We start from the raw sequence: 25953 nt of genomic DNA on the forward strand, positions 1-25953 counted from the left end.
TTACTGATGGCGTACTGCGCGCAAAAACTCTTGGCGCGTATTTTGACTTGATTTAAATAGCCCACCTAAAGAAGTCGTCGTCGTTGCGCTGGTTGCATCACGAATACCGCGAGCTTTGACACAGTAGTGTACCGCATCAATTGATACCGCAACATTATTTGTTCCAAGTAATGTCTGTAGCGCAACTAAAATTTGCTGAGTCAAACGTTCTTGAACTTGAGGACGTTGAGAAAAGAACTGAACAATTCTATTGATCTTCGAAAGACCTATCACTTTATCTTTTGGAATATAAGCAACCGTCGCTTTTCCATCAATAGTGACAAAGTGATGCTCACATGTACTCGTTAATGTAATATCACGTACAGTCACCATTTCGTCGACATTCATTTTATTTTCAATGACGGTGATTTTTGGGAAGTTCGCGTAATCTAGACCTGAAAAAATCTCATCAACATACATTTTAGCAATACGTTTTGGGGTATCTGCTAAGCTGTCATCGGTTAGGTCTAAATTCAGTAACTTCATGATCTCTGCCATATGCCCTTCAATTAGCTGCTTACGCTCTTGCCCAGATTTAGGTTGGATGCGTAACGGCGTTTCAAGCCCTCTCGCTGCCAGAGCAGCATGAACCAATTCGGCTTCTTTACTCAGAGATGACATTAGATTCTCCACAAACGATATAACGATTTTTTATAAAAACGCAGGTGTGCGCCGTACTCTAAAACAGCATGTATCGATAATCCAGCATTACCGCCATGGTTCATATGAAATATTTGCATGAACCAATATTTATTTCATCATGATACACCGTCGAATTCTTTAGCGGCTATATTATTATTTCTCTAATAAATAACATATTTACCGCTATAGTCTTTATCTAGAACGGCGATAGACTAACCCACCGGCAATACACAAAGCCATAAATGCGGTATACAGTGCAGGTTCCAGTTTTCCTGTTAGAAAAGTAGAAATGAAGGACAGTGTTGGGCCCACTAATTGACCTATGGCATAAAAAGTAGTGAGTAATCCAGCCATAAAGCGATTATGTTCGGGGGCTAATTCACGACCTAATTGCATTGATAGCTGTACAGCACACATAAAGCCACCACCAATCAATATCGCGGCCATCACTAATCCCGAAATACCTGAAATCACTTCCGCAATGAGAATGCCAACCCCTTGTAACCATAACGTGATGGCTAAACGATTTTGCGTTGTAGATACCGTCCTTAATAGCATGGCGATAAGAATACCAAGTACAGCTGACGCACCAAAAACGGGCCAAACAAACTGGGCAAATAGGCTATCAGGAAAGCGCTGGGAAGCCATTTGTGACAAAAAGGTCGCAGGTAATATATAGCCAAATCCAGCTAATCCATAACTCCATACCAAGCGCTTAATTTCCGGCGTAAGATGCAGCTTTTTCACGTCTCCTGCTGGACGATGCCATTGACCCGTTCGAGGAATATAACGACTGATATACAAGCTAAAAATAAGGGCCAACACACCATAAATCAACCAACCTTGGCTGGCAGATAATTGCCAATCTTGAATCGCAACGGCGAACATACCGCTAATAAATATGCCTGCTCCTGTCCCCGCAAACACCGCGACACTTAACGCTGGACGATTTAACCTCGCTAAATTTTCATTCGCCCAAGCAACGACCAACACTAATGACATGCCACTCGCCCAGCCAATAACAAAACGCGCGAGACTATGAAGTATGACATCACCAAGAAGTGATGATATTAATGTGATCGCAACTGCTCCCCATATCCCCAACCACATACGGACTTCAATATGCTGACGAGCTCGCATCGCATCAAATGAACCCAATAAATATCCTAGATAATTAAATGCAGCAACGACACTGGCGGTAGAGAGGGTTAGCTGATGCTCTTCAATCATTAACGGAACTTGAGGCGTGAGCGTAAAACGCCCTATTCCCATCACGACAATTAATGAAAGAAATCCGCTAAAAGCAATATGAAAAGCACTAGCGCTACGGCTTGAATGGGGATGTTTCTGCGCTACAGCCATAAAATCCTTTGTTTCATCTCAAATGCAATAATTAATTTGATTACTGGTTTAACATAGCATTCACAAAAAAACAATTTTGTTTATGCCTAATAGCAGACTGTTTTCTGTGTGGTTTTTCCTACGAAATCCAATCAAAAGCTATTCTGAATCAATTTCTATTCATTCACCCATCGCAATATCTCTGCCATAATAAGCAGTACGACAGTATTTTAAGCCTCAATGGCAAAGCAGAAATATAGGGGTAATAATGGACATGTGTCATACCGCGGGATTGATCTCTCTTGAGCAAGCACTAGAAAAAATTCTTTCTCAAACACAAGCTGTGACTAGCTCAGAATCCATTCCGCTCACAGAATCGGCCCAACGCATCACCGCAGCTGACATCATCTCACCAATGAATGTTCCCCCATTTGATAATTCTGCAATGGATGGCTACGGTCTTCGTTTCGCAGAGTGGGATGGTAAAACCCCTATGCCTGTAGCAGGAAAATCATTCGCAGGCCAACCAATGCAAGGGGAGCTTCCCCACGGTAGCTGTGTTCGCATTATGACTGGCGCTCCCATTCCACAAGGTGTCGATACTGTCGTCATGCAAGAAGAGACGGAAGAGACAGCTCAAGGGATCTTATTTACAGGTACTGTCAAGCAAGGTAGCAATATCCGCCGAGCAGGCGAAGATATCGCCAAAGGAAGTTGCGTACTCCCTAGCGGCACGCTGCTATCCACAGCCCAATTACCCCTTATCGCGTCTTTGGGCATTGCAACGGTCAATGTACATCGCCGTCTAAAAGTTGCACTATTTTCTACAGGAGATGAGCTGCAAGCAGTTGGTCAACCGTTGCAAGAGGGGCAAATCTACGACACTAACCGCTTTACTGTCCGCTTGATGCTCGAAAAACTCAATTGTGAAATTATCGACTTAGGTGTTATTCCTGATTCCCCTGAAAAACTTAAACAAACCTTTATTGATGCCGATAGCCAAGCTGACTTAGTGATTAGTAGTGGCGGTGTCTCCGTGGGGGAAGCTGATTACACGAAACACATTTTAGAGGAGCTAGGAGAAATCGGCTTCTGGAAACTTGCCATAAAACCCGGCAAGCCATTTGCTTTTGGTAAACTCCATTCAGCGTGGTTTTGTGGATTACCAGGTAACCCTGTCTCCGCAGCACTTACCTTTTATCAACTCGTACAGCCGTTAATTGCTCGCCTTTCTGGAAATAGCCAGTGGCAAGCGCCAATGAAATTTAAAGTTCCTGTGACTACGCCATTGAAAAAAAGCCCCGGCCGTCTGGATTTTCAACGTGGGATCCTAAGCGTCAATGAACATGGGCTGCTGCAAGTTGCAACAACAGGGCATCAAGGCTCTCATGTGTTTAGTTCCTTTAGTTTAGCCAACTGCTTTATCGTCTTAGAAAGGGAACGAGGACATGTCGCCGCAGGCGAAATCGTTGATGTCGAAATGTTCAATGACCTACTCAAAAGTGAATAATGACAGTGCAAGAGCTTACCGATCAAGAAATGTTACGCTATAACCGTCAAATCATTTTGCGTGGATTTGATTTTGACGGTCAGGAGAAACTCAAGGCCAGCAAAGTGCTGGTCATTGGTCTCGGTGGTTTAGGTTGCGCAGCCACACAATACTTAGCGGCTGCGGGTGTCGGTCAACTCACCTTAGTCGATTTCGATACCGTTTCACTGTCTAATTTACAGCGGCAAACCTTGCACCGTGATGCGACGATTGGCCAACCTAAAGTGGATTCCGCTAAAGCTCAATTAACAGCGATCAATCCACATATTTGTATTGAGACGATCAATGCACAGTTGGATGATGTGCAACTAAATGAATTAATCACAACACATCATGTAATACTTGATTGCACCGATAATGTCGCTATTCGTGAACAATTAAATCGTCTATGTTTCCAACAAAAAAAACCGCTGGTGTCAGGTGCTGCTATTCGCATGGAAGGACAATTGTCAGTTTTTACCTATGAAGATGACACCCCTTGTTACCACTGCTTGAGCCGCTTATTTGGTGAAAATAGTCTAACCTGTGTAGAGGCAGGTGTAATGGCTCCATTAGTCGGAACGATTGGTACACTGGAAGCGATGGAAACCATCAAACTGCTCACGCAATATGGGAAAGTGAATACGGGTAAGGTGTTATTCTTTGATGCGATGACGATGGAGTTCCGCCAATTTAAACTCACCAAAGACGCCCATTGTGAAGTGTGCTCTCAGCAATAACATTGCTGTCGATGATATGTGGCGGTTATTCAAATGCCGCCAAAATTAAGAATAATCCTAAAAAATAAATTATTTTTGCTTTAACCTTATACTATCCCCTTTCGTGTTGGCTGGCATGAATAATCAGTCATCACTTTACATTACTAAATAAGTTACTGAGAGTATTTAATATGCAATTCCCTCCTTGCCCGAAATGTCAGTCTGAATACACCTATACTGATAACGATATGTATATCTGCCCTGAGTGTGCGCATGAATGGAATGATGCCGAGCCTGTTGAAGAAAGCGATGAGTTGGTCGTTAAAGATGCGAACGGAAATCTATTAGCAGATGGCGATACTGTCACTGTCATTAAAGATCTAAAAGTGAAAGGCAGCTCATCAATGCTAAAAATTGGTACTCGTGTAAAAGGTATCCGCTTAGTCGAAGGCGACCACAATATTGATTGTAAAATTGATGGATTCGGCCAAATGAAGCTAAAATCTGAATTTGTGAAAAAGAACTAATTAACTTATTTTGTTAAAAACTAAGACCTAGCTAGGCTAGGTCTTTTTTCAATCATTTATAAACTATAGTCAGTTTATTCAACAACCCCTTGGCTCTTCAAATATTCATCATAAGTGCCTTTGAAATCAATCACTTTATCTTCCTTAATTTCTAAGATACGACTTGCTAATGAACTGACAAACTCACGGTCGTGAGAAACAAAAATCAATGTTCCTTTATAGAGTTCTAACGCAAGGTTTAAGGATTCGATCGATTCCATATCTAAGTGGTTGGTTGGCTCATCCATAATTAAGATATTTGGTTGTTGCATCATGAGCTTACCAAATAACATACGGCCTTGTTCACCACCCGATAAAACAGAAACCTTTTTCTTAATATCATCTTGAGAGAACAGTAAACGACCTAAAATACTGCGGACGGCTTGTTCATCATCCCCTTCGTTTTTCCATTGGCTCATCCAATCAAAAACGGTTAAATCAGTATTAAAATCCTCGGCATGATCCTGAGCATAATAGCCGATAGAGCTATTTTCAGACCATTTTACTGTACCACTTTTAGGTGGTAACTCACCTACCAGTGTTTTCAAAAATGTCGTTTTACCAATACCGTTCGCACCGATAACCGCCATTTTTTCACCAACTTCTAGCAATAAGCTCACATTTTTGAATAGAGGGGATTGCTCATAACCGTTGGTCACAGCTTCAAGTTCCAATGCATTTCGGAACAATTTTTTCTCTTGTTCAAAACGTATGAATGGGTTTTGGCGACTAGAGGCTTTAACTTCTTCCAATTGAATTTTATCAATTTGGCGTGCACGAGAAGTTGCTTGTTTTGATTTAGAGGCATTAGCGCTGAAGCGACTCACAAATGATTGCAATTCGGCAATTTGCGCTTTTTTCTTCGCATTATCGGCAAGTAAGCGCTCTCTTGCTTGTGTTGCGGCAATCATATACTCATCATAGTTACCCGTGAACAAACGCAGCTCACCATAATCTAAGTCGGCCATATGGGTGCAAACTGTATTCAGGAAGTGCCTATCATGGGAAATAATCACCATCGTACAGTTACGGTCGTTCAATACTTGCTCTAACCAACGAATAGTATCGATATCAAGGTTGTTGGTTGGTTCATCGAGTAACAAAATATCGGGATCAGAGAACAGTGCTTGAGCCAAAAGTACCCGCAATTTCCAACCAGGAGCAACTTCACTCATTGGGCCGTAATGCTGCTCGACAGGAATACCAACACCAAGCAGCAGCTCACCCGCACGAGCTTCCGCACTGTAGCCATCCATTTCACCGTAAGCGACTTCAAGGTCTGCAACGCGATAGCCATCCTCTTCACTCATTTCTGGGAGGGCATAAATACGGTCGCGTTCTTGTTTTACATTCCATAGCTCAACGTGCCCCATAATCACAGTATCCAGTACCGTGTATTCTTCAAAGGCAAATTGATCTTGGCGAAGCTTACCAATGCGCTCATTAGGATCTGTGGTACTTACATTTCCCGCAGTTGGTATAAGATCGCCCCCTAGTATCTTCATAAATGTCGATTTACCGGCGCCATTTGCGCCGATTAAACCATAACGGTTTCCTGTTCCGAATTTAACGGAAATATTTTCAAACAGCGGCTTACTGCCGAACTGCATAGTGATATTGCTTGTCTGTAACACTTCTATGCCTTTAATTTATGATGTCGAGGATACCCAACCAAATAGCGGCGCATTATGCCACATTCGTTCGCTTAGATCTTGTACTGATTGCGCCACCGAGATCAATAGTCATCCACCTGCTCTGTCTATAATCAAATGAGATAAACATGAATCGGTTATGAGCTTATATATCAATACTAATTATTGCTATTATGACGATATAATGAATGGTATTAAAAAGTTGTATAATGACCTTTAAGTTCTAAATAAAAATATTCTTTGTTAAGACAACGGAATATAATCGCAATAAAAAATAGAATATATTGATAATATCGTGATGGCCCAATATTTATTATTAGGCCATCAATGGGCTTTTATAGCTTAATTCCCATGGTACGAGTGATTTCTGTTAACCCTTCTCTCTCATAAAACTTAATAGCTTGATGATTTTGTGATAATACAGAAAGTTCTAAATGACTTAAATTGCGTTCTTTCGCCCATATTTTCATATGCTCAAGAAATTGATGCCCCATTTTTTGACTTCTTAATTCTGGAGCAACGACAAGGTCAAAGATATAACAAAAATCTCTAGGAACCATACAGTTATAGGGAGATGCTGATTGTTGTTGAGCGAGGCAAAAACCTTTAACTTTTCCATCATGCTCTGCCACTAGCAACTGAAATTTTTCATCACTAATGGCATGTTCGACAAACTCTCTAGCTTGTTTTGCTGGTTGCATTCTTTCACTGTCTAAATTCGCCATCTCTGAAAATAATAGCTCGTATAGGGAAAGCACTGCTTCAAGGTCTTGTTTAACCGCACATCGGATCATAAATCCCCTCTTAATAAGTTAGCTATATGTTTTTATTGATGGCGCGATATAGCTCTCAAAGCGATCAAATAATGCCGCTGGAGAAGTTTCAACAATCGCCATGTGACGATATTTTTCCTGCAAAAAAGCCTCATCTGCCATTTTATTGGTCATATCGATTAATGGTTGCCAATAGTTATTAATATTGAACAGGCCGCAAGGTTTGGTATGTAAACCAATTTGGCTCCAAGTAAATACCTCACTAAATTCCTCAAGCGTGCCATATCCTCCGGGTAAAGCAACGAAACCATCAGCTAGCTCTATCATTTTATTTTTACGCTGGTGCATTGTTTCAACTTTATATAATTCAGTGAGGTTTTTATGTGAAATTTCACGTTCTTCAAGTAATGAAGGAATAACGCCAATGGCTTTTCCGCCTAAAGATAAAATGGTGTCAGCCACTGTTCCCATAATGCCTACGCTAGCACCACCATAGACTAAAGTAATATTACGTTTGACCATTTCTTCAGCAAATTGAATAGCCTGCTGCCGATAAACCTCATTCGCCCCCATGCTTGACCCACAATATACCGCGATACTGTTAATTTTTTTCATTTTGTCCTCATTATTATTGTGTTTTTATTGAAAAATAATTATACGTCACATAAAGATAACCTCAATACACATTGTATAAAGCCATAAAGTCGCATATAAATTATTGTCCAAATTTAGTCTATACTTTAGTCGGTATCGGGTTAACAAGACAAACATTAAATGTCATGTATTATTGTGCTTTATATTTTATAAACACATATTATCTATGTTGAATTTATGCCATAATTACGTCCATCTTATTGCTAAGCTATGTGTTTTTCCTTTTGTCGCAAAATTATTCATATTTAAGAATAGCCAAGCATTTTATAGGCTTGATAACGTATTTCTGAGGTTTAATTATTCATGTCTGCCGATACTAAAAAGAGCGCTTTTCCTCTGTTACCTGTAGGGTTGTTGTTGCTTGCAATGACCTCAATTCAGAGCGGTGCATCTCTAGCTAAAACATTATTTCCTGTTATCGGTGCTCCGGGGGTAACTGGGCTACGCCTATTGCTTGCGACCGTTATTTTATTTGTTATTTTTAAGCCTTGGCGATTGAAATTTAGACGCAACTCCCTTGTTCCTCTGCTCACATATGGCCTTTCTTTGGGAACCATGAACTATTTGTTCTATCTCTCTTTAGAACGAATTCCATTAGGGATCGCGGTTGCACTCGAATTTACTGGCCCACTTGCCGTTGCTATGTTTTCATCTCGCCGCCCTATTGATTTCCTTTGGATAGCATTGGTTATCGTTGGCTTGCTATTTTTATTACCTATTGGTGATAATATTAATGCCCTTGATCCGATTGGTGCTTTATATGCGCTCGGTGCTGGCGTGTGTTGGGGCATTTATATTATTTTTGGTCAACGTGCCGGCGCGGGTTATGGTGCTGCAACTGTCGCTATTGGTTCATTTATTTCCGCGTTGATTTTTTTCCCGATTGGATTAATGCAAACTGGTGTTGAAGCCATGTTTGATCCCGCTATTTTACCATTGGCATTAGCGGTTGCTGTTTTATCAACTGCATTTCCTTATACTCTTGAAATGATCGCCCTAACGCGGCTTCCAGCAAGAACCTTTGGTACCCTGATGAGCTTAGAACCCTGTATGGGCGCATTCCTAGGCATTATCTTTCTTCAGGAGCATTTAACTGCAACCCAATGGTTAGCGCTATTATGTATAGTATGTGCATCTATTGGTTCAACATCTACTGCGCGTCCAAAAACTAAAATAGAAGAAGTCACTTAAATATATAACGTTTGAATTTCTTTTATTATTTTTATCTTATTCAAGGTTAATAAAGTTAAAATAACTTTCTTTATTAACCTTATTTATTGTAAATTTTCTTTAACGTCATTGAAATATTACCTTATTAATCCTATATTATTATTTAGTAATAATTAATTTACTTGTAATTCGTTATCAATTTTACCTATCAAAGTAATAGAATATAGCATTATGACAAACTGACTCTGTTGTTTTATATTATTTAACAGAAACAGGATACTGATAAATTAAAGACTTATAAGGGGAAAATTATGAGTACAGCTAAATTAGTTAAAGCACCTCAAGCAAACCTTTTATATACCCGCAATGATGTTGAAGATAGTGTCAAATTAGAAACTATTGATATGTTGAATGTCATGGTGGTTCATTTCACCGATCTATCTTTAATGACAAAACAAGCACACTGGAATATGCGTGGTCGTAATTTCATTGCTGTACATGAAATGCTTGATGGTTTCCGTGCCTCTTTAGTTGAGCACCTTGATGAATTTGCAGAACGTGCAGTTCAACTTGGCGGAGTCGCTATTGGGACCACTCAGCAAGTGAATAAGTTTACTTCGTTAGAGGCATATCCAATTGATATCCATGATGTGCAGGATCACCTCAAAGCACTAGCCGATCGCTATGCTGTTGTTGCTAATGATATCCGTAAGGCTATTGATGAAGTCGAAGATGAAGACACTGCGGATATGTTTACAGCAGCATCACGTGACCTTGATAAATTCCTATGGTTCTTAGAAGCCAATATTGAGTAATGTCGATAACAATAGTCAACCTTGACTGCCCCTTGGCCACACCATGGTGTGGCCTTTTTCATCCCTATTGGTTATTAAACCCCTTCAATTTTTAGTTCACTTCATGTGACCTGTTTATTTATTGGCATTTGAGGCTGTTCAATAGGAAAAACGGGTAGCGCATTCAATAACCGCTTGCCATAATTTTTGGTGATTAACCGTTTATCATAAATAATAATTTCACCGTAGCATTCATGACTACGGATCAAGCGGCCAGCTTGCTGAATTAGATTAAAAGAAGCACTCGGTAAACTTTGAACTTCAAAAGGATAGCGCTTAAGCGATTTTAGCCACTCCCCCTCTGTGATAATGACTGGGTTCGTTACAGGTGGAAATGCAATTTTATGAATATGCACCTGAGTTAAATATTCGCCTTTTAAATCAAGCCCCTCAGCGAATGATTGCAAGCCAATTAATACGCTAACTAAACCTTTATCGATGCGTTCACAGTGCGTTTCCACTAATCGGTAACGAGGTTGATCCCCCTGTACTAATAATTGTAAACGCAAATCTTTCACATGTTCTAAAAAACCGTCCATAGCGCGTTGGCTACTAAATAGCACCAACATCCCTCGATGCGTTCCTTTCTCTAATTCATGGCGAAAATAGGTTGCCATCTCCGCTAAATGTTGCTCTTCGGTCGCGATAGTTGGCTCATATTTCATTTGAGGAATAACTAATTTTCCCTGTTCAACATGATTAAAAGGAGACGATAAAGTGATAAAACGATCATCACTTTTTTCTGATAACCCACTCAACTCTTGAAAACGCGCGTAACTGTTGAGTGAACGTAACGTTGCAGAGGTCACCACAATATGTGGCACATTGCGCCATAACAGTTGCTGAAGTTGTTCACTCACTCGAATACCAGCACAGTGCATAAATAAACGAGACTGATTTTTCTCATAACGACGACTAAGCCATTTAGATACCGGAGCGCCTGATGTTTGCTCAAGAGTCGCTAAACGCCACAATTTTGCCATATTTTCAAAATAACCTAACGCTCTGCTAGTTGATAAAATAGCGCGATGTAGGCGAACAATATCTTGTTTCGCGGTCTGTTCAGTTAAATCATTTAAAATCGCTTCAGATAAGCCTTTAAGGGCATCTGTTAATTTGAATAAATCCTGACAGCATAATTGCATTGCCTCAGGTAACTGTCCCAACGGAAATAAATATTCACTGTCCTTCGAGGTTTCTGGCAATAAAGCATTTGTTAATAGTGAAAAATCACGAAATGCCGCCCTTAATTTTTCTGCATGTTGATGCAATCGTTCGGGATTCGCTAACTTCGGTGGTTTAGCTGGGCTAAACTGAGCAACATACTGCCCTACATTATGAATAAAGTTATCCACTTGCGCAGTTAATTGAACAAGGGTGATTTCACCTTCTACTTCTAATGCATCTCTCGCAACATCAGGCACATGATGACCTTCATCGAGTACCAAAAGCAGCTTTTTAGGTTCAGGCAATACGGATTCACTTTCCATCGCTGCCATCACTAAGGCATGGTTTGCCACCACGACATCCGCATCTTCAATTTCTCGGCGGGCAATAAAAAATGGACAGCGCTGATAAAATTGGCAATTGCGACCTAAGCAATTCATTTTATCAGTACTCACCTTTCGCCATAAGCTATCACTAAATGCTCGTTTATGGTGATCCCTCAACCCATCCCATGCAAAGCTATGAAAGTCATTACGTAGCTGCTGACAAATCGCTCTTTCTTCACTATTGGCTATTTCAGCCTTATCTTCGACTAACAACATTAAGTCAATTTGTTCGCCTTCAGCTGCACAAATTGCCTCTAAATTGCGAGGACATACATAACGTGCTCGACCAAAAGCGCCTGTATACTTAAGGTCGGGAATTATTTTACTGAGTAATGGTAAGTCTTTACTGAAAATTTGATCCTGTAACGCGACATTCGCCGTGCTGACGACTAATATTTTGCCTTCTTCACGCCCAACAGCAATACCGGGTATTAAATAAGAGAGTGTTTTGCCTACTCCTGTTGGTGCCTCAATCACCAAATGTCGCCCTTCTTCATCAGACAAATTTTTTGCAACTTCAGCAATCATTTGGCGCTGTGGTGCGCGGGAAACGAACCCGTCAATATGGTGTGATAACCCTTTATACCATTGGGTTATATGTTCTTTAATTTTATTTGACAGAGACATAGGCTCACTGCTGTTTACATTAGAAGGTGTAGAATAACCAATGTGGTTAATAAACCAGACGTTATCAGAAAGTATTTACGATGTGCTTTGCAAAAACTACTGTTTAAAAAACCATTATGCCACAAAATTGGGAACAGGTTGGCAAATTCCCCATTCATCCGCACAAAAAAGAGTATTTAACTTGTCTGCAACACTCATCGAGTTATACTTTGGGTCTACTTCTTCAACTCAGGCTATAAAAAATGAAAAAGGTTGTTATCGCTCTCTTCGCGCTATGTGCATTCGGTTCCGTTGGTGGGATTGTTTTAGCGGGCATGAATATTTATACACGTTCAACGACACCTATTGAACACAGTCAACCACAGCAACCTTCTATTATTCCTGCGGTTAATCAGGCTCAATAATATTTACATTCAGGATGAAGATAATTTATGTATGACGCTTATTTTGTCACACCTCACTGGTTACATGACCACCTGTCAGATACTAACCTTATCGTACTAGATGCTTCATCTCCCCCTCCAACCGCGCCTTATGATTGTCGGCAGCGTTGGTTAGAAGAACACATTCCTCATGCCCAATTCTTTAATCAAGATGAAGTGGCAGATACGCGTATTGCCCTGCCACATATGCTGCCAGATGAAACTACATTTAGTCAGGCCGTCGGTAAAATGGGAATAAATAATGATACTCAAGTAATCATTTACGCTCAGAATAATTTATTCTCTGCGCCTCGCGCGTGGTGGACATTTACAACGATGGGCCACAAAAATGTCAAAATTCTAGCTGGTGGCATTGATGCATGGAAAGCGGCAGGTTTTGAAACTCAGACAGGAGAAGTTATCCCTCCGACACCGCAAACCTACACGGCCAAATGCCAGCGTGAAAATGTTTTAAATCAAGCTCAAGTCCTTGAACTAGTAGAAGAGCAAAAGCAAGTACAGATTATTGATGCCCGTGCCGCCGCACGCTTTTTAGCGCAAGCCCCTGAACCTCGTCTGGGTCTACGCATGGGGCATATCCCTGGTAGTAAAAATATGCCTTGGGATCTGTTAGTCGACAAGGGTGAGTTTAAATCAGAAACAGAACTGAAAGCGCTGTTTGCTAAACAAGGCATTGATATTCATGCCCCTTCTGTCACAACTTGTGGCTCAGGTATGACCGCCGCCGTCGTCTTAATGGCATTAACACTATTAGGTAATACCAATGTTAGCCTGTACGATGGCTCATGGGCTGAATGGGGGCAAGATAACGGCTTACCGATAGAACCTTAGTCACTGTGCTATCACTCCCTTGCATATAAAGCGACTTAACTCACATAAGGGAGTGTTAGCTGAAATCTTGGGAACTCATCAGCCATAATTGAGTGAGCCAAGATATCTATAGTATCAGCATGACGATTTCCATAAAAATAAACCACCTAATTAACGGTGGTTTATTTTAAGGTTCATTCTGATTGGGTATCAGGTTATTTAGCAAATATTCCAGCTAAAAATAGCACGACTATCGCACCGATCACGGCAACCACAAAGCTGCCAAAGTTGAAACCATCTACCTTACCTTTGCCAAAGAAAGTACTGATATATCCACCAACGACGGCCCCAACAATTCCGAGTACGGTCGTCATGACAAAACCGATTTGGTAGGTTCCTGGCATGATCCACTTCGCCAAAATACCTGCAATAAGACCAAAAATAACCCAAGAAATAACTCCCATCATAGACCTCCATACAAATTAAACACGGTAAAATAGAGTTTAATCCTGTGAGTTTGCCATTCTATGACAAACAATTTAAACCCAATTTAACATGACTTAAAAATGATTAACCAATTTAAGTAAAGATCTAATACGCTATTTTGGCAAATAAAATACAATTGAATGATTAAATTTCAAACAATTTAACTTTTATTTAATGTTTGTTTAACTTCTTTTTCGATTATTTCTGCGATCTGATTGGCAGTTTTTAGTGCTCTAATATGTGAGAATAATAGGTTGGCCTGCTCATATTCTTTGCGTAAATAACCTAACCACTGTTTGATACGAGCAGCGTGGTAATGCCCTGTATCTCCTTGTTTCTCTAACTCAGTGTACTTTAAGAGTAGCTTCCCAACTTGTTCCCAAGGCATTTTAGGCTGGTTTGCTTTCACCACATGGCTAAGATTCGGCGTATTCAAGGCACCTCGGCCAATCATAATGGCATCACAGCCTGTCATTTCAAGGCAGCGTTGAGCGCTTTCATAATCCCAAATTTCGCCATTAGCAATAACGGGGATCGATAAACGCTGACGAATATCACCAATAGCTTGCCAATTAATTTTCTCGGCTCGATAACCATCTTCCTTGGTTCGCCCATGTACTGTGAGCTCTGTCGCGCCTGCCTGTTCAACTGCATCGGCAATTTCATAGCAAAGCTGGCTACTATCCCAACCTAATCTTACTTTAACAGACACAGGGAGCTCCTTTGGAACAGCCTCACGCATAGCTTTCGCTGCACGGTAGATCAATTCAGGCTGCTTCAGTAATGTCGCTCCGCCACCATGTCCATTGACCGTTTTAGAGGGACATCCACAATTAAGATCAACCCCCCATGAACCTAAAGAAACCGCTCTAGCCGCGTTTTCCGCGAGCCATTGCGGATGCTGGCCCAATAGTTGTACGCGTACTAATGTTCCCGACGGTGTACGACTCCCATGACGTAGTTCTGGGCATAATCGATAAAACGTTTTCGCAGGAAGTAGAGTATCGACAACACGCACAAACTCGGTAATACAGAGGTCATAATCATTGACCTCACTGAGTAGCGAACGTACCAGAGAATCGAGAACGCCTTCCATTGGAGCCAGAACAACACGCATTAGCCTTCACCATGCCCCTGACGCACTTTCTTTTGTGATTTTTTCCACGGTGAACCAGAAGTTGCCGGCTTACTTTTCGTATTCTCGGTGCGTTCACGGCGAGGCTTCGCAGACGTGGTATGGCGCTTACCGCTACCGCTACGTCTCTCATTATTGCGCTGAGGGCCTTTCTGAATAGGTTCAGGCTTAATTGAAGGGTCGGGCTCATAACCATCAATCGCCATAACGGGGATGGATTTTTTCAATAATTTTTCTATATCTTTTAATAACTTAACTTCATCCACACAAACTAGTGATACCGCCATTCCCGTTGCTTCTGCTCGTCCTGTACGACCAATACGGTGAACATAGTCTTCCGCCACATTAGGCAGTTCGAAGTTAACGACGTAAGGAAGCTGTTCGATATCCAAACCACGCGCAGCAATGTCTGTAGCCACTAAGACACGTATGTCACCTGATTTAAAGTCTGCTAGGGCGCGTGTACGTGCACCTTGGCTTTTGTTTCCATGGATTGCAGCGGCTTTTATTCCATCTTTATTAAGATGCTCAGCAAGTCGGTTCGCGCCATGTTTTGTACGCGTAAACACGAGCACCTGTTGCCAATTATCACGACCGATCATGTAGGATAAAAGTTCCGCTTTACGTTTTTTATCAACATGATGCACAAATTGGGTGACTTGTTCAGAGGCTGAATTACGGGGAGCGACTTCAATAGTAATTGGGTTATCTAATAGCTTATTCGCTAGCTGTTTAATTTCATCAGAGAACGTCGCTGAAAACAGCAAATTTTGGCGTTTCTTAGGCAATTTATTGATAACACGGCGAATATCATGAATAAATCCCATATCCAACATGCGGTCAGCTTCATCAAGAACAAAAATTTCAACTTGGGATAAATTAACCGCATTTTGATGTTCTAAATCGAGTAAACGTCCGGGTGTCGCAATCAAGATTTCAACACCACCACGTAATTTCATCATTTGAGGGTTAATGCTGACCCCCCCAAAGACCACAAAGGAGCGAACCTTCAAATGGCGGCTATATTCTTTAACATTTTCAGCAACTTGAGCAGCCAATTCACGGGTAGGCGTCAAAATCAATGCTCGAATGGGTTTACGATCTTTCCCTGTGCGGGGAGTGGAGATCAATTTCTGCAAAATAGGTAACGTAAAGCCCGCGGTTTTTCCCGTTCCTGTCTGGGCGCTTGCTAATAAGTCATGGCCAGCAAGAACTGCCGGGATAGCTTGCTGCTGAATTGGCGTCGGTGATTCATAGCCTAACTCATTGATGGCAAGCAGAATTTCCTCGTTTAATGCGAGGTCTGAAAAACTAGTCAACTTAAATTACTCCGGGCTTCACCACTCTGAATAATCAGAGGCAGTTCGAGGGGAAGGATCATGTAGAAGGATAAAGGTGCAAACTGCCGTGCTATTGCAAAAATTGTAACATTATTTGTTCCTAATAAGTATATTAATTTAGTTTATAAAATAAATTAATACAAAATTACTTGAATATAGTATATATAACTATTACACACTGCAATATATCGTTTTCCGTCAGTGCGGAAAGCAAAAAGCTGCATAGCGCTAGTTAAGTTAATATTTAATTTTAACTGTTTAAGGAAATTTCATGACCATAAATACACCATCAACTCATAGAGGAGAAAACGCCAAAGTGCAGTTGTTATATTCGGCTGCTGATGTCTATGGTGAATTAGGTCTGGATGGAGCAACAACCCGCAAAATTGCTCAGGTTTCAGGCCAAAATATTGCTGCTATTTCGTATTACTTTGGTTCAAAAGAGGGTCTATACCTAGCTGTAGCACAATTGATTGCAGATACAATAAAAGAAAATTTTAGTGAAAATATTTCAGAAATAGATACTTACCTTCGTCAACCGGCACCCTCGCCTGATGAAGCCATTACGCATTTGCAAAAAATCTTAGTAGGTTACAACTACTTCCAATTAGAAAAAAAGAACCTTAGCTTTTCACGGATACTTGCTAGAGAACAGCTCAATCCCACTGAAGCTTATACGATTATCCATGAACAGGCTCTAGGTCCTATTTACACTAAATTGAATCGGCTTATTGCTATCTATATAGGCTCCGATCCGAACAAATTAACCACGTTAATTCAGACCCATGCCATTTTGGGGGAAACGCTCTCATTCCGTATCGCAAGAGAGACACTCCTTCGGCAAACAGGCTGGAAACACATTAATGAAGAGGAGTATAAAATTATCAATCAGGTACTGATAGAGCACACCAATATATTATTAGAAGGTTTACGCCATCGCAAAGAAGGTAAAAAGTGATATGATTAATCTATAAAAATTGGTTATAGATTATTGTTCTATCTCTTTTAAATCACAATATTTACACGAAATAAGGTTAATTATGAACAGTAAACGTCGTTCTGTCTTTTTTATTCTTATTGTCATAGTAATCGGGATCGCGGCTGGTGGCTATTATTGGTATCAATCACAACAAGATAAAACATTAACCTTATATGGCAATATTGACGTACGAACCGTTAATCTAGGCTTTCGTGTAGGTGGGAAGCTCGCGTCTTTGAATGTTGATGAAGGCGCGCGCGTTACCCAAGGTCAAACACTCGGGGAGCTTGATAAAGCTCCTTATATCAATGCGTTGAATAAAGCTAAAGGGATCAGGGATAGTGCCAAAGCGCAACTAGCCATGAAGGAAAAAGGTTATCGAACTCAAGAAGTTGCACAAGTTGAAGCGGAAGTCGCGCAAAAACAAGCGGCATGGCAATACGCAGAAAGTTTTTATCAACGTCAAAAAGGGTTAGCAGCATCCCACGTTATCTCCGCCAATGAATTGGATAATGCTAAAACGAATCGTAATCAAGCTCTTGCAGCTTTGAAAGCAGCACAAGATAAATTGAATCAATATCAGAGTGGATTCCGTAAAGAGGAAATAGAAGCCGCTCGTGGTGAATGGTTACAAGCGGAAGCGGCTGTTGCACAAGCCGAATTAGATTTACAAGATACCATTTTGACAGCCCCTTCCGATGGCACCATTCTTACTCGAGCAATCGAACCAGGCACTATTGTCGGGGCTGGGAATACCGTCTTTAGTGTCACTCTAACAAGCCCTGTTTGGGCTAGAGCTTATGTGAATGAGCCCAATTTGGGTATGGCCGTTCCCGGCAAAGAAGTTTTACTCTACACAGATAGCCGCCCTGATGCACCTTACCATGGCACCATTGGCTTTGTCTCACCAACCGCTGAATTTACGCCGAAAAGCGTCCAAACGCCTGAACTACGCACTGACCTTGTGTATCGATTACGTATTATTGTCAGCAATCCTGATGATGCTTTACGTCAAGGAATGCCTGTCACTATTCGTTTCCCTCAAGAGCAGTAATAAGAGTGTATGATGAGTGAATCAGATTATCATATTCGTCTTCAAGAGGTCGAAAAGACATTTATAGGACTGGATTCGCCGGCAGTAGAACGCTTAACCACTGAAATCTATGGCGGTTCAGTCACTGGGTTAGTTGGTCCTGATGGAGCAGGAAAAACGACGCTGATGAGAATGCTTGCTGGTTTATTAAAACCAGATTCTGGCTCAATCAGCCTAATGGGGTTAGATCCTATCGCGGATAGTGTACAAGTTCATGCTAACTTGGGATATATGCCACAGAAGTTTGGTTTATATGAAGATTTAACCGTCCAAGAAAACCTCGATTTATATGCTGATTTACGTGGCGTTATTGGAGAAGAGCGCCAAAAAACCTATCAACAACTACTCAGCTTTACCGATTTAACCCGTTTTACTCATAGGCTAGCGGGGAAATTATCAGGTGGAATGAAGCAAAAATTGGGATTAGCCTGCACACTGATAGGTAAACCTAAAGTGCTTCTTTTGGATGAACCCGGAGTGGGAGTCGACCCGATAGCACGGCGGGAATTGTGGCAGATGGTTCATACCTTAGCTGATGAGGGCATGTTGATCCTATGGAGTACGTCCTATCTTGATGAAGCCCAGCAATGCAAAAATGTTTTATTACTAAACCAAGGTAAGCTACTTTTTTCAGGACAACCACAAACACTGACCCAAAAAATGGTCGGGCGCTCATATTTATTAGAGGTTCCTGCCGAAAATAAACGCACCGTTTTACAAGATGCCCTTGTACTTCCTGAAACGACCGATGGGGTTATTCAAGGTCGATACATTCGTTTGATTTTAAAAGAAAACGCATCTAAAGAATCACTATTACAAGGCTTGAATATACCTAATGGTAAACTTGTTGAAGCAGAGCCTCGTTTCGAAGATGCCTTTATTGATTTATTGGGTGGAGGGCCATCTCATCGCTCAGAGCTAGCGGCTATCATGCCTCAAATTCCTGCAAACCCCAGTGAAACCGTTATTGAAGCACGTAACCTTACCAAAAAATTTGGTGACTTTGCTGCAACGGACACGGTGAATTTCCAAGTAAAACGCGGCGAAATCTTTGGCTTACTCGGCCCTAATGGCGCAGGAAAATCAACCACTTTTAAAATGATGTGTGGGTTAATGAAACCCACGGAAGGGCAAGCTTTGGTCTTAGGGATGGATTTAAAAACTAGCTCAGATAAGGCACGACAACACTTAGGCTATATGGCCCAAAAGTTTTCTCTCTATAGCAATTTAAAGGTCGGACAAAATCTGAAATTTTTTTCAGGGGTTTATGGCCTACATGGCAAACATCAAGTTCAAAAAATCGCTGAAATGGTTGAAGCTTTTAATTTCACCCCCATACTGCATCAAATAACAGATTCTCTACCACTTGGTTTTAAGCAACGACTGGCACTGGCTTGTTCATTGATGCATGAGCCTGATATTTTATTTCTTGATGAACCAACTTCAGGTGTTGACCCTCTCACTCGGCGTGAATTTTGGTTACATATCAATGGAATGGTAGATAAAGGAGTCACCGTCATGGTCACAACCCATTTCATGGATGAAGCGGAATACTGTGATCGAATTGGGTTAGTGTATCGTGGCAAAATTATTGCAGCAGGTACCCCTGATGCCTTAAAACAACAAGTTGCCACAGAAGCGAATCCGAACCCTTCAATGGAAGATGCCTTTATTGAGCTGATACTCGACTATGATAAACAGCAGGAGGAACAATGACCGCTAATGCGTCTCATTTTTCTTGGCGTAGACTCAAAGCATTATGCATTAAAGAAAGCAAACAGATTGTGCGCGATCCAAGCAGTGCATTAATCGCTGTCGTCATCCCATTGATGCTGCTATTTATCTTTGGCTACGGCATAAATTTAGATTCAAGCCAATTGCGAATTGGCATATTAATGGATCAACAAAGCCATGAAGCGCGAGAGCTGGTTGATACTTTCACAGGCTCTCCTTTTATTGATGCCACAGTGAGTGATAACCGACAATTATTGATTGATAAAATGCAAGCAGGAGAAATTCGCGGCATCGTTGTAGTTCCCGTTGATTTTTCACAACAGCTATTACGGCCTGAAGGACATGCCGCCATACAAGTGATTACCGACGGCAGTGAACCTAATACCGCCAACTTTGTGCAGGCCTACACGAAAGGTGTTTGGCATACATGGTTAGTGCAACAAGGTGAAAATAAAGGCTATTCAACAGAACCACTTATTGATCTAAATATGCGTTACTGGTTCAACGAAGCAGCGATTAGCCAGCATTTTATTATACCCGGTGCAATCAGTATTATCATGACCGTTGTCGGCGCGATTTTAACCTCATTAGTTGTAGCTCGAGAGTGGGAACGAGGCACAATGGAAGCCTTACTTTCTACGCAAATTACTCGTACCGAGCTATTACTGTCGAAACTATTACCCTATCAGATTCTTGGCTCTTTTGTGATGATCCTCTGTATGGTCGTCACGACCTTGGTGCTAGATGTCCCTTATCGAGGTTCTCTCCTAGTCCTGTTTTTGATCACGAGCCTCTATTTAGCGACGGCGCTGGGGATGGGCTTACTGATCTCAACGATCACCCGTAACCAATTTAATGCCGCTATGGTTGCCTTAAATGCGGCATTTTTACCAGCAATCATGCTGTCAGGCTTTATTTTTGAAATATCAAGTATGCCTATAGTTATTCAAATCGTGACCTACTTTATTCCAGCGCGCTATTTTGTCAGTAGTCTACAGACGCTATTTTTAGCCGGTGATATCTATATTGTTTTACTCACCGACTTACTGCTACTTATTGCTTCCGCCATTTTATTTATTGGTTTAACGGCATGGAAAACGCGCCGACGCCTTGATTGATAAGGATTTGCTATGTTTTATCGCTTATACACCTTGATCATGAAAGAGTTGCAATCTTTATTACAAGAAAAGCAAACACGGATCATTTTGATCATGCCGGTTATTTTCCAAATGATCTTATTTCCGCTTGCGGCAACATTAGAGGTAACCAATACAACCATTGCGATTTTTGACCAAGATGGTGGTCAACACGCCATAGAGCTAACTCAACGCTTGGCTAAGGCGGAGGCCTTCTCAAAGGTTCTATTACTTAAAAATGAACATGAGATTCGTGAAACACTGGATAACCGTGAAAGCTTGTTAGTCGTACGCTTTGGGCAGAATTTTAGTGGAGACATAGATAGCCAACATACTGCCAATATGATGTTGCTGCTTGATGGCCGTAATTCTAATAGTGCACAAATTGCGGCTAATTATATCCAACAAATTGTTCAGCAGTATCAACATGAACTGACTGCGGGAAAACCTTTAGCCAATAATAGTGAGTTAATAGTACGCAACTGGTATAACCCCAATCTCGATTACAAATGGTTTATTGTGCCATCATTGGTTGCGTTAATTACTACTATTGGGGTGTTAATTGTTACCTCGCTATCGATTGCCCGTGAAGCAGAGCAAGGCACTCTCGATCAATTACTTGTCTCACCCCTTACCACTTGGCAAATTTTTATCGGTAAAGCGGTTCCTGCGCTGATTATCGCAACAGCACAAGCTACATTAGTCTTAGTGATTGGTATCTTTTGCTATCAAATACCTTTTGCAGGCTCCCTCCCTCTTTTTTATGCGACCATGATTTTCTATGGCTTATCTTTGGTAGGGTTTGGCTTGTTAATTTCAGCATTATGCTCAACACAGCAGCAAGCTTTCATTGGCGTATTTGTCTTTATGATGCCCGCTGTTTTGCTATCGGGCTATATCTCTCCAGTAGAAAACATGCCTGTATGGCTACAAGATATCACTTGGGTAAATCCGATTCGCCACTTTACGGAAATAACCAAACAAATTTACCTCAAAGATGCTGATTTCAATATTATTTGGCACAGTTTATGGCCGTTACTCTTCATATCGGTGATAACCAGCTCCATTGCTTATTATCTATTTCGCAAGAAAATAGCTTAGATGCTCTCATTCACTTGTTTTTTATGATCGACAAGCAATAAAAAACCCTTGTTGGTTAAACCATAACAAGGGTTTATGTTCTTTTACTTTATCTATTCACGTATCAGCTAACCACGATACGCAAAACCGCTAAATTAGCGACGGTCTCCGAAAATACGGAGTAACATCAAGAACAGGTTGATGAAGTCCAGATACAGGTTCAATGCACCTAAAATAGCGAATTTACGCATATTTTCTTTATCTTCGACATCAATTTGTGCACCCATTTCTTTCAGCTTTTGAGTGTCATATGCGGTTAAACCAGCGAAAATTAACACACCCGCATAAGTAATCACCCAGTACATTGCAGAGCTTTGCATCCAGATATTAACCAGTGATGCTACGATCAAGCCTATCAATGCCATAAACAGGAAGTTACCCATACCCGATAAGCTGCGTTTAGTGGTATAGCCATAGAAGCTAAGTGCCCCAAACATCACCGCTGTGATAATAAAGGTACCGACAACTGACTCTTGCGTATATACCGCAAGGATCACAGAAAGTGTCACGCCCGTTAGCATTGAGTAGAGCATAAACATGCCCGTTGCAACCATTCCACTCATTTTTGGTAGTAGGAATGATAAGCCAAGTACGAGACCAAACTGAACAACAACTAAGCCGATAATAAGACCTTGGCTTAGCATTATTTTACCTTCGAGTAAAAGACCCAACGTGTACCAAGCGACAAAAGCCGTCAGTAACAGGCCAACGGTCATCCATCCATACACCTGAGACATAAATGTCTGAATGGTGGCACTGCTGCGCTGGACAAGAGAATCATTACGTTGATCGAATCGATCCATGATGGTTACCCTTCATACATTAGTAAGAAACGACCACAGCAATGTGCCGTAGCCAGACAATATCTTGCAAAGTTTATCACAATTTATTGACATTAACATTCAACAAACTCAAAACTCAATAAGAAATCCAGATGATTACCAGCGCTCTGCACTGGCCTCATCACTCTCTTTTGCCTCAACCCAACGTTCATTATTAGGCAACGTTTCTTTCTTCCAAAATGGGGCTTTGGTTTTCAAATAATCCATTATAAATTCAGCAGCTTGGAATGCGGCTGCACGATGAGCGCTAGTGACACCAACAAAAACAATTTCTTCACCCGGTTGTAAAGTTCCCACACGATGGATCACACTAACGCGTTGTAATTCCCAACGTTGTCGTGCTTCTACTACTATCTGGGTTAACGCTTTTTCCGTCATTCCGGGATAGTGTTCAAGTGTTAATGCCGCAACACTGTCGCCTAAATTGTGATTTCTCACTTTACCAGTAAAGGTGACCACTGCTCCGTCGCTATCACACTCTGCAAGCCATTCGTATTGCTCACCCACGCTGAAATTTTCTGTTTGAACGGCAATATGGGTATTTTTCATCTTATCCCCCTGTCACTGGAGGGAAAAAAGCCACTTCATCACCGTCGTTCAAAGGATGATCTGTGGCAACAAAAGATTGGTTTACCGCCGATAGCAACTTACCATCCTCTAACGCGAGTGCCCAGCGATCACCACGTTTAGATAGGGATTGGCGTAGCGCTTCAACAGTTGGATAATGTTCTGATAACTCAAGGCAATCTGTACCAACTAATTCACGCACCTGAGCAAAAAAAAGGACTTTAATCATGCATCCACCTTAAAATGACCTGATTTGCCGCCTGTTTTTTCCAATAAACGAACCGGGCCAATAACCATGTCTTTTTGCACCGCTTTACACATATCATAGATGGTTAAAGCCGCAACAGACGCTGCCGTTAGTGCCTCCATTTCCACCCCCGTTTTCCCTGTCAAACGGCAGCAAGATTCAATACGTACTTGATTTGTTTCAGGCAAGGCTTGGAGAGTTACTTCCACTTTGGTGAGTAACAAAGGATGGCATAGCGGGATCAATTCCCATGTTTTTTTGGCTGCTTGGATCCCTGCGATGCGGGCTGTTGCAAAAACATCACCTTTATGATGACTTCCTTCAATAATCATGGATAAGGTGTCTGCATTCATGGTAACAAAAGCCTCCGCCTTCGCTTCACGGACTGTTTCCGCTTTTGCAGAAACATCCACCATATGCGCTTCACCCGACGCATTGATGTGAGTCAGTTGTGACATATTTTCTCCTGAAAAAATCAAAAATGGGTTAGCCGCCAATTACCGATAAATTAGGGGTAATGCCGCTGTCGCCCATATGCAAGAAATGGGTTTCTCGCTTGAATTGTAATCCACTTTGAATACGTGCTTTCAGTGCTTCATTTTGGTTGTCATCGCTGAGCAAATCACGTAGTGGTATGCCATTCTCACCAAATAAACACAGATGAAGATTTCCCAATGAAGAAACGCGTAAGCGGTTACAACTTTGGCAGAAATCTTTTTCATAAGGCATGATAAGGCCAATTTCCCCTAGGTAATCAGGGTGGCTAAATACTTGTGCGGGACCATCGCTCCGTGCACGGGGTACACTGTACCAACCTTCTTCAATAAGGCGGTCACGAATCGTTTCTCCCGAAATATGGTAACGGTTAAAAAGATCACTGCCTTCCCCCGTTTCCATTAATTCAATGAAACGCAATTGAATAGGACGATGCTTAATCCAATTTAAAAATGATTTGAGTGCGATATCGTTGACGTTTTTCATCAACACCGCATTGACTTTGACTTGCTTAAAACCAGCGTCAAAGGCTGCATCAATGCCTTGCATGACTTGATAAAATTTGTCTTGGCCTGTAATGGCCGCAAATTGACGAGGATCTAAGCTGTCGACACTGACATTAATCGCACCAAGCCCCGCCTCTTTCCATTGCTGCACATCACGCGCCATACGATAGCCATTGGTGGTAACCGCAATTTTCTTTATTGATTTATTTTCGTTTATCGCAGCGATAATATCGGTAAAGTCTTTACGCATCGTCGGCTCACCACCTGTGATACGGACTTTTTCTGTTCCTAATTCAGCAAAAGCACGGCTAACACGCTGAATTTCACTCAGCGAAAGGAACTCGTGGCGACCACTAGGTTTGTAACCATCAGGGAGACAATAGGTACAACGAAAGTTGCACACATCAGTAATAGATAGGCGGAGATAGTAAAATTTCCGAGCAAATTGATCGACAAGCTGCTGCATAATGACACCTTTCCAAATACGGGAGATGCAGACATTTCTATCTTGCACCCTGGTGGTTCAAAGACCACGGCCAAAGCATCATATTCGTTAGCGCGAACTTAGACACAAAGGCTAGGAGTTTTTATCTATAAGCGAATCAAGTTAACGTGGCGAATGAGCTCTCAACATTGTTTACTTTGTTCACTTATTATATGTAGGGATTTTAGCGTAAATAAAAGCAAAAAGCGAATTTGAATTTCGATATATAATATATTATACAACGACTTAGCATTTAGTTATGCATTTGTTAATCCAATATAAATTTAATGTCATGACGTATGTGGGTAAATGTATTTTGAACATTTTGAAAAGATTTGAAGATGATAAGAAAATCACTTCAATTATCGTTTTTTTAGTTAATTAAGAGCAATCTGAAT

Annotated in this window: 26 protein-coding genes and 1 riboswitch; of the genes, 12 read left to right on the plus strand and 14 right to left on the minus strand. The window is 41.3% G+C overall.

Annotated features, from left to right (window positions below; genetic code table 11):
• Positions 1–660 carry a GTP cyclohydrolase I FolE gene (gene folE, locus O7C57_RS14745; protein ID WP_154622694.1) on the minus strand — a complete coding sequence of 220 codons (660 nt, stop codon included), beginning with the start codon at positions 658–660 and terminating at the stop codon, positions 1–3.
• A 213-nt stretch (positions 661–873) separates the two neighbouring features.
• Positions 874–2043, minus strand: coding sequence for a YbfB/YjiJ family MFS transporter (locus O7C57_RS14750; RefSeq protein WP_154622693.1), 1170 nt, complete (start codon positions 2041–2043; stop codon positions 874–876).
• A gap of 247 nt (positions 2044–2290) precedes the next feature.
• On the opposite strand from O7C57_RS14750, the gene moeA reads away from it, so the two are divergent.
• From moeA to O7C57_RS14765, 3 genes are all read left to right on the plus strand, one after another.
• Positions 2291–3532 carry a molybdopterin molybdotransferase MoeA gene (moeA, locus tag O7C57_RS14755; RefSeq protein WP_154622692.1) on the plus strand — a complete coding sequence of 414 codons (1242 nt, stop codon included), beginning with the start codon at positions 2291–2293 and terminating at the stop codon, positions 3530–3532.
• Positions 3532–4290 (plus strand): molybdopterin-synthase adenylyltransferase MoeB, encoded by a 759-nt coding sequence (moeB, locus tag O7C57_RS14760; protein WP_154622691.1) that lies wholly within the window; start codon positions 3532–3534, stop codon positions 4288–4290. The genes moeA and moeB overlap by 1 nt, the downstream gene beginning before the upstream one ends.
• A 170-nt stretch (positions 4291–4460) precedes the next feature.
• Positions 4461–4796: a zinc ribbon domain-containing protein YjdM gene (locus O7C57_RS14765; protein WP_154622690.1), complete on the plus strand. Its 336-nt coding sequence runs from the start codon at positions 4461–4463 to the stop codon at positions 4794–4796.
• Positions 4797–4870: 74 nt separating this feature from the next.
• On the opposite strand, the gene O7C57_RS14770 is transcribed toward O7C57_RS14765, so the two are convergent.
• From O7C57_RS14770 to O7C57_RS14780, 3 genes are all read right to left on the minus strand, one after another.
• On the minus strand, positions 4871–6469 hold the full coding sequence (locus O7C57_RS14770) for an ABC-F family ATPase (RefSeq protein ID WP_269723283.1): 1599 nt from the start codon (positions 6467–6469) through the stop codon (positions 4871–4873).
• Positions 6470–6822: 353 nt separating this feature from the next.
• The gene (locus tag O7C57_RS14775) at positions 6823–7281 is read right to left on the minus strand and encodes a GNAT family N-acetyltransferase (protein ID WP_154622689.1); all 459 of its coding nucleotides are present in this window, start codon (positions 7279–7281) and stop codon (positions 6823–6825) included.
• A gap of 18 nt (positions 7282–7299) precedes the next feature.
• Positions 7300–7875 (minus strand): TIGR00730 family Rossman fold protein, encoded by a 576-nt coding sequence (locus tag O7C57_RS14780; protein WP_154622688.1) that lies wholly within the window; start codon positions 7873–7875, stop codon positions 7300–7302.
• Positions 7876–8217: 342 nt separating this feature from the next.
• Between O7C57_RS14780 and rhtA the strand changes: the two genes are divergently transcribed.
• Together rhtA and dps are read left to right on the plus strand one after the other, a co-directional pair.
• Entirely contained in the window at positions 8218–9105 is an 888-nt protein-coding gene (rhtA, locus tag O7C57_RS14785) for a threonine/homoserine exporter RhtA (protein WP_154622687.1), read from the plus strand.
• 290 nt (positions 9106–9395) lie between these two features.
• The gene (gene dps, locus O7C57_RS14790; protein ID WP_154621974.1) at positions 9396–9899 is read left to right on the plus strand and encodes a DNA starvation/stationary phase protection protein Dps; all 504 of its coding nucleotides are present in this window, start codon (positions 9396–9398) and stop codon (positions 9897–9899) included.
• Positions 9900–10000: 101 nt separating this feature from the next.
• Here the strand turns inward: dps and dinG are convergent, their stop codons facing one another.
• Complete coding sequence (dinG, locus tag O7C57_RS14795) at positions 10001–12118, minus strand: ATP-dependent DNA helicase DinG (protein ID WP_163862719.1); 2118 nt, start codon at positions 12116–12118, stop codon at positions 10001–10003.
• A gap of 242 nt (positions 12119–12360) precedes the next feature.
• Here dinG and O7C57_RS14800 point away from each other — a divergent pair, with 242 nt between their 5' ends.
• Positions 12361–12522, plus strand: a complete 162-nt coding sequence (locus tag O7C57_RS14800) for a hypothetical protein (protein WP_167520925.1) — start codon at positions 12361–12363, stop codon at positions 12520–12522.
• A gap of 27 nt (positions 12523–12549) precedes the next feature.
• The gene (sseA, locus tag O7C57_RS14805) at positions 12550–13392 is read left to right on the plus strand and encodes a 3-mercaptopyruvate sulfurtransferase (protein ID WP_269723284.1); all 843 of its coding nucleotides are present in this window, start codon (positions 12550–12552) and stop codon (positions 13390–13392) included.
• 194 nt (positions 13393–13586) lie between these two features.
• Here the strand turns inward: sseA and O7C57_RS14810 are convergent, their stop codons facing one another.
• The 3 genes from O7C57_RS14810 to rhlE form a co-directional block, all read right to left on the minus strand.
• Positions 13587–13835, minus strand: a complete 249-nt coding sequence (locus O7C57_RS14810) for a GlsB/YeaQ/YmgE family stress response membrane protein (RefSeq protein WP_154621979.1) — start codon at positions 13833–13835, stop codon at positions 13587–13589.
• A gap of 182 nt (positions 13836–14017) precedes the next feature.
• A complete protein-coding gene (dusC, locus tag O7C57_RS14815) occupies positions 14018–14974 on the minus strand; it encodes a tRNA dihydrouridine(16) synthase DusC (RefSeq protein ID WP_154621977.1) in 957 nt (318 codons plus the stop codon).
• Positions 14974–16311, minus strand: coding sequence for an ATP-dependent RNA helicase RhlE (gene rhlE / locus O7C57_RS14820; protein ID WP_163862722.1), 1338 nt, complete (start codon positions 16309–16311; stop codon positions 14974–14976). The genes dusC and rhlE overlap by 1 nt, the downstream gene beginning before the upstream one ends.
• Before the next feature lie 292 nt (positions 16312–16603).
• Here rhlE and cecR point away from each other — a divergent pair, with 292 nt between their 5' ends.
• The 5 genes from cecR (at position 16604) to O7C57_RS14845 (ending at position 22375) form a co-directional block, all read left to right on the plus strand.
• Positions 16604–17290 carry a transcriptional regulator CecR gene (gene cecR, locus O7C57_RS14825; protein WP_154624720.1) on the plus strand — a complete coding sequence of 229 codons (687 nt, stop codon included), beginning with the start codon at positions 16604–16606 and terminating at the stop codon, positions 17288–17290.
• Positions 17291–17372: 82 nt separating this feature from the next.
• Entirely contained in the window at positions 17373–18365 is a 993-nt protein-coding gene (hlyD, locus tag O7C57_RS14830; protein WP_154624719.1) for a secretion protein HlyD, read from the plus strand.
• Positions 18366–18377: 12 nt separating this feature from the next.
• Positions 18378–20120 (plus strand): ATP-binding cassette domain-containing protein, encoded by a 1743-nt coding sequence (locus tag O7C57_RS14835; protein WP_269723285.1) that lies wholly within the window; start codon positions 18378–18380, stop codon positions 20118–20120.
• On the plus strand, positions 20117–21256 hold the full coding sequence (locus O7C57_RS14840; protein ID WP_249999199.1) for an ABC transporter permease: 1140 nt from the start codon (positions 20117–20119) through the stop codon (positions 21254–21256). The genes O7C57_RS14835 and O7C57_RS14840 overlap by 4 nt, the downstream gene beginning before the upstream one ends.
• 12 nt (positions 21257–21268) lie before the next feature.
• Positions 21269–22375, plus strand: a complete 1107-nt coding sequence (locus tag O7C57_RS14845) for an ABC transporter permease (RefSeq protein ID WP_154624716.1) — start codon at positions 21269–21271, stop codon at positions 22373–22375.
• Positions 22376–22509: 134 nt separating this feature from the next.
• Here O7C57_RS14845 and O7C57_RS14850 read toward each other — a convergent pair whose 3' ends face one another.
• From O7C57_RS14850 to moaA, 5 genes are all read right to left on the minus strand, one after another.
• Positions 22510–23217: a Bax inhibitor-1/YccA family protein gene (locus O7C57_RS14850; RefSeq protein WP_154624715.1), complete on the minus strand. Its 708-nt coding sequence runs from the start codon at positions 23215–23217 to the stop codon at positions 22510–22512.
• A 135-nt stretch (positions 23218–23352) separates the two neighbouring features.
• On the minus strand, positions 23353–23805 hold the full coding sequence (gene moaE / locus O7C57_RS14855; protein WP_269723286.1) for a molybdopterin synthase catalytic subunit MoaE: 453 nt from the start codon (positions 23803–23805) through the stop codon (positions 23353–23355).
• Between the two features lies 1 nt (position 23806).
• Complete coding sequence (gene moaD, locus O7C57_RS14860; RefSeq protein ID WP_251464547.1) at positions 23807–24052, minus strand: molybdopterin synthase sulfur carrier subunit; 246 nt, start codon at positions 24050–24052, stop codon at positions 23807–23809.
• On the minus strand, positions 24049–24528 hold the full coding sequence (gene moaC / locus O7C57_RS14865) for a cyclic pyranopterin monophosphate synthase MoaC (RefSeq protein WP_154624712.1): 480 nt from the start codon (positions 24526–24528) through the stop codon (positions 24049–24051). The genes moaD and moaC overlap by 4 nt, the downstream gene beginning before the upstream one ends.
• A 28-nt stretch (positions 24529–24556) precedes the next feature.
• A complete protein-coding gene (gene moaA / locus O7C57_RS14870) occupies positions 24557–25537 on the minus strand; it encodes a GTP 3',8-cyclase MoaA (protein WP_154624711.1) in 981 nt (326 codons plus the stop codon).
• A riboswitch (molybdenum cofactor riboswitch) is annotated at positions 25527–25667 on the minus strand. (Overlaps the previous gene by 11 nt.)
• Positions 25668–25953 lie beyond the last annotated feature (286 nt).

Source organism: Providencia sp. 21OH12SH02B-Prov (genome assembly GCF_027362595.1).
Classification (GTDB): domain Bacteria; phylum Pseudomonadota; class Gammaproteobacteria; order Enterobacterales; family Enterobacteriaceae; genus Providencia; species Providencia zhejiangensis.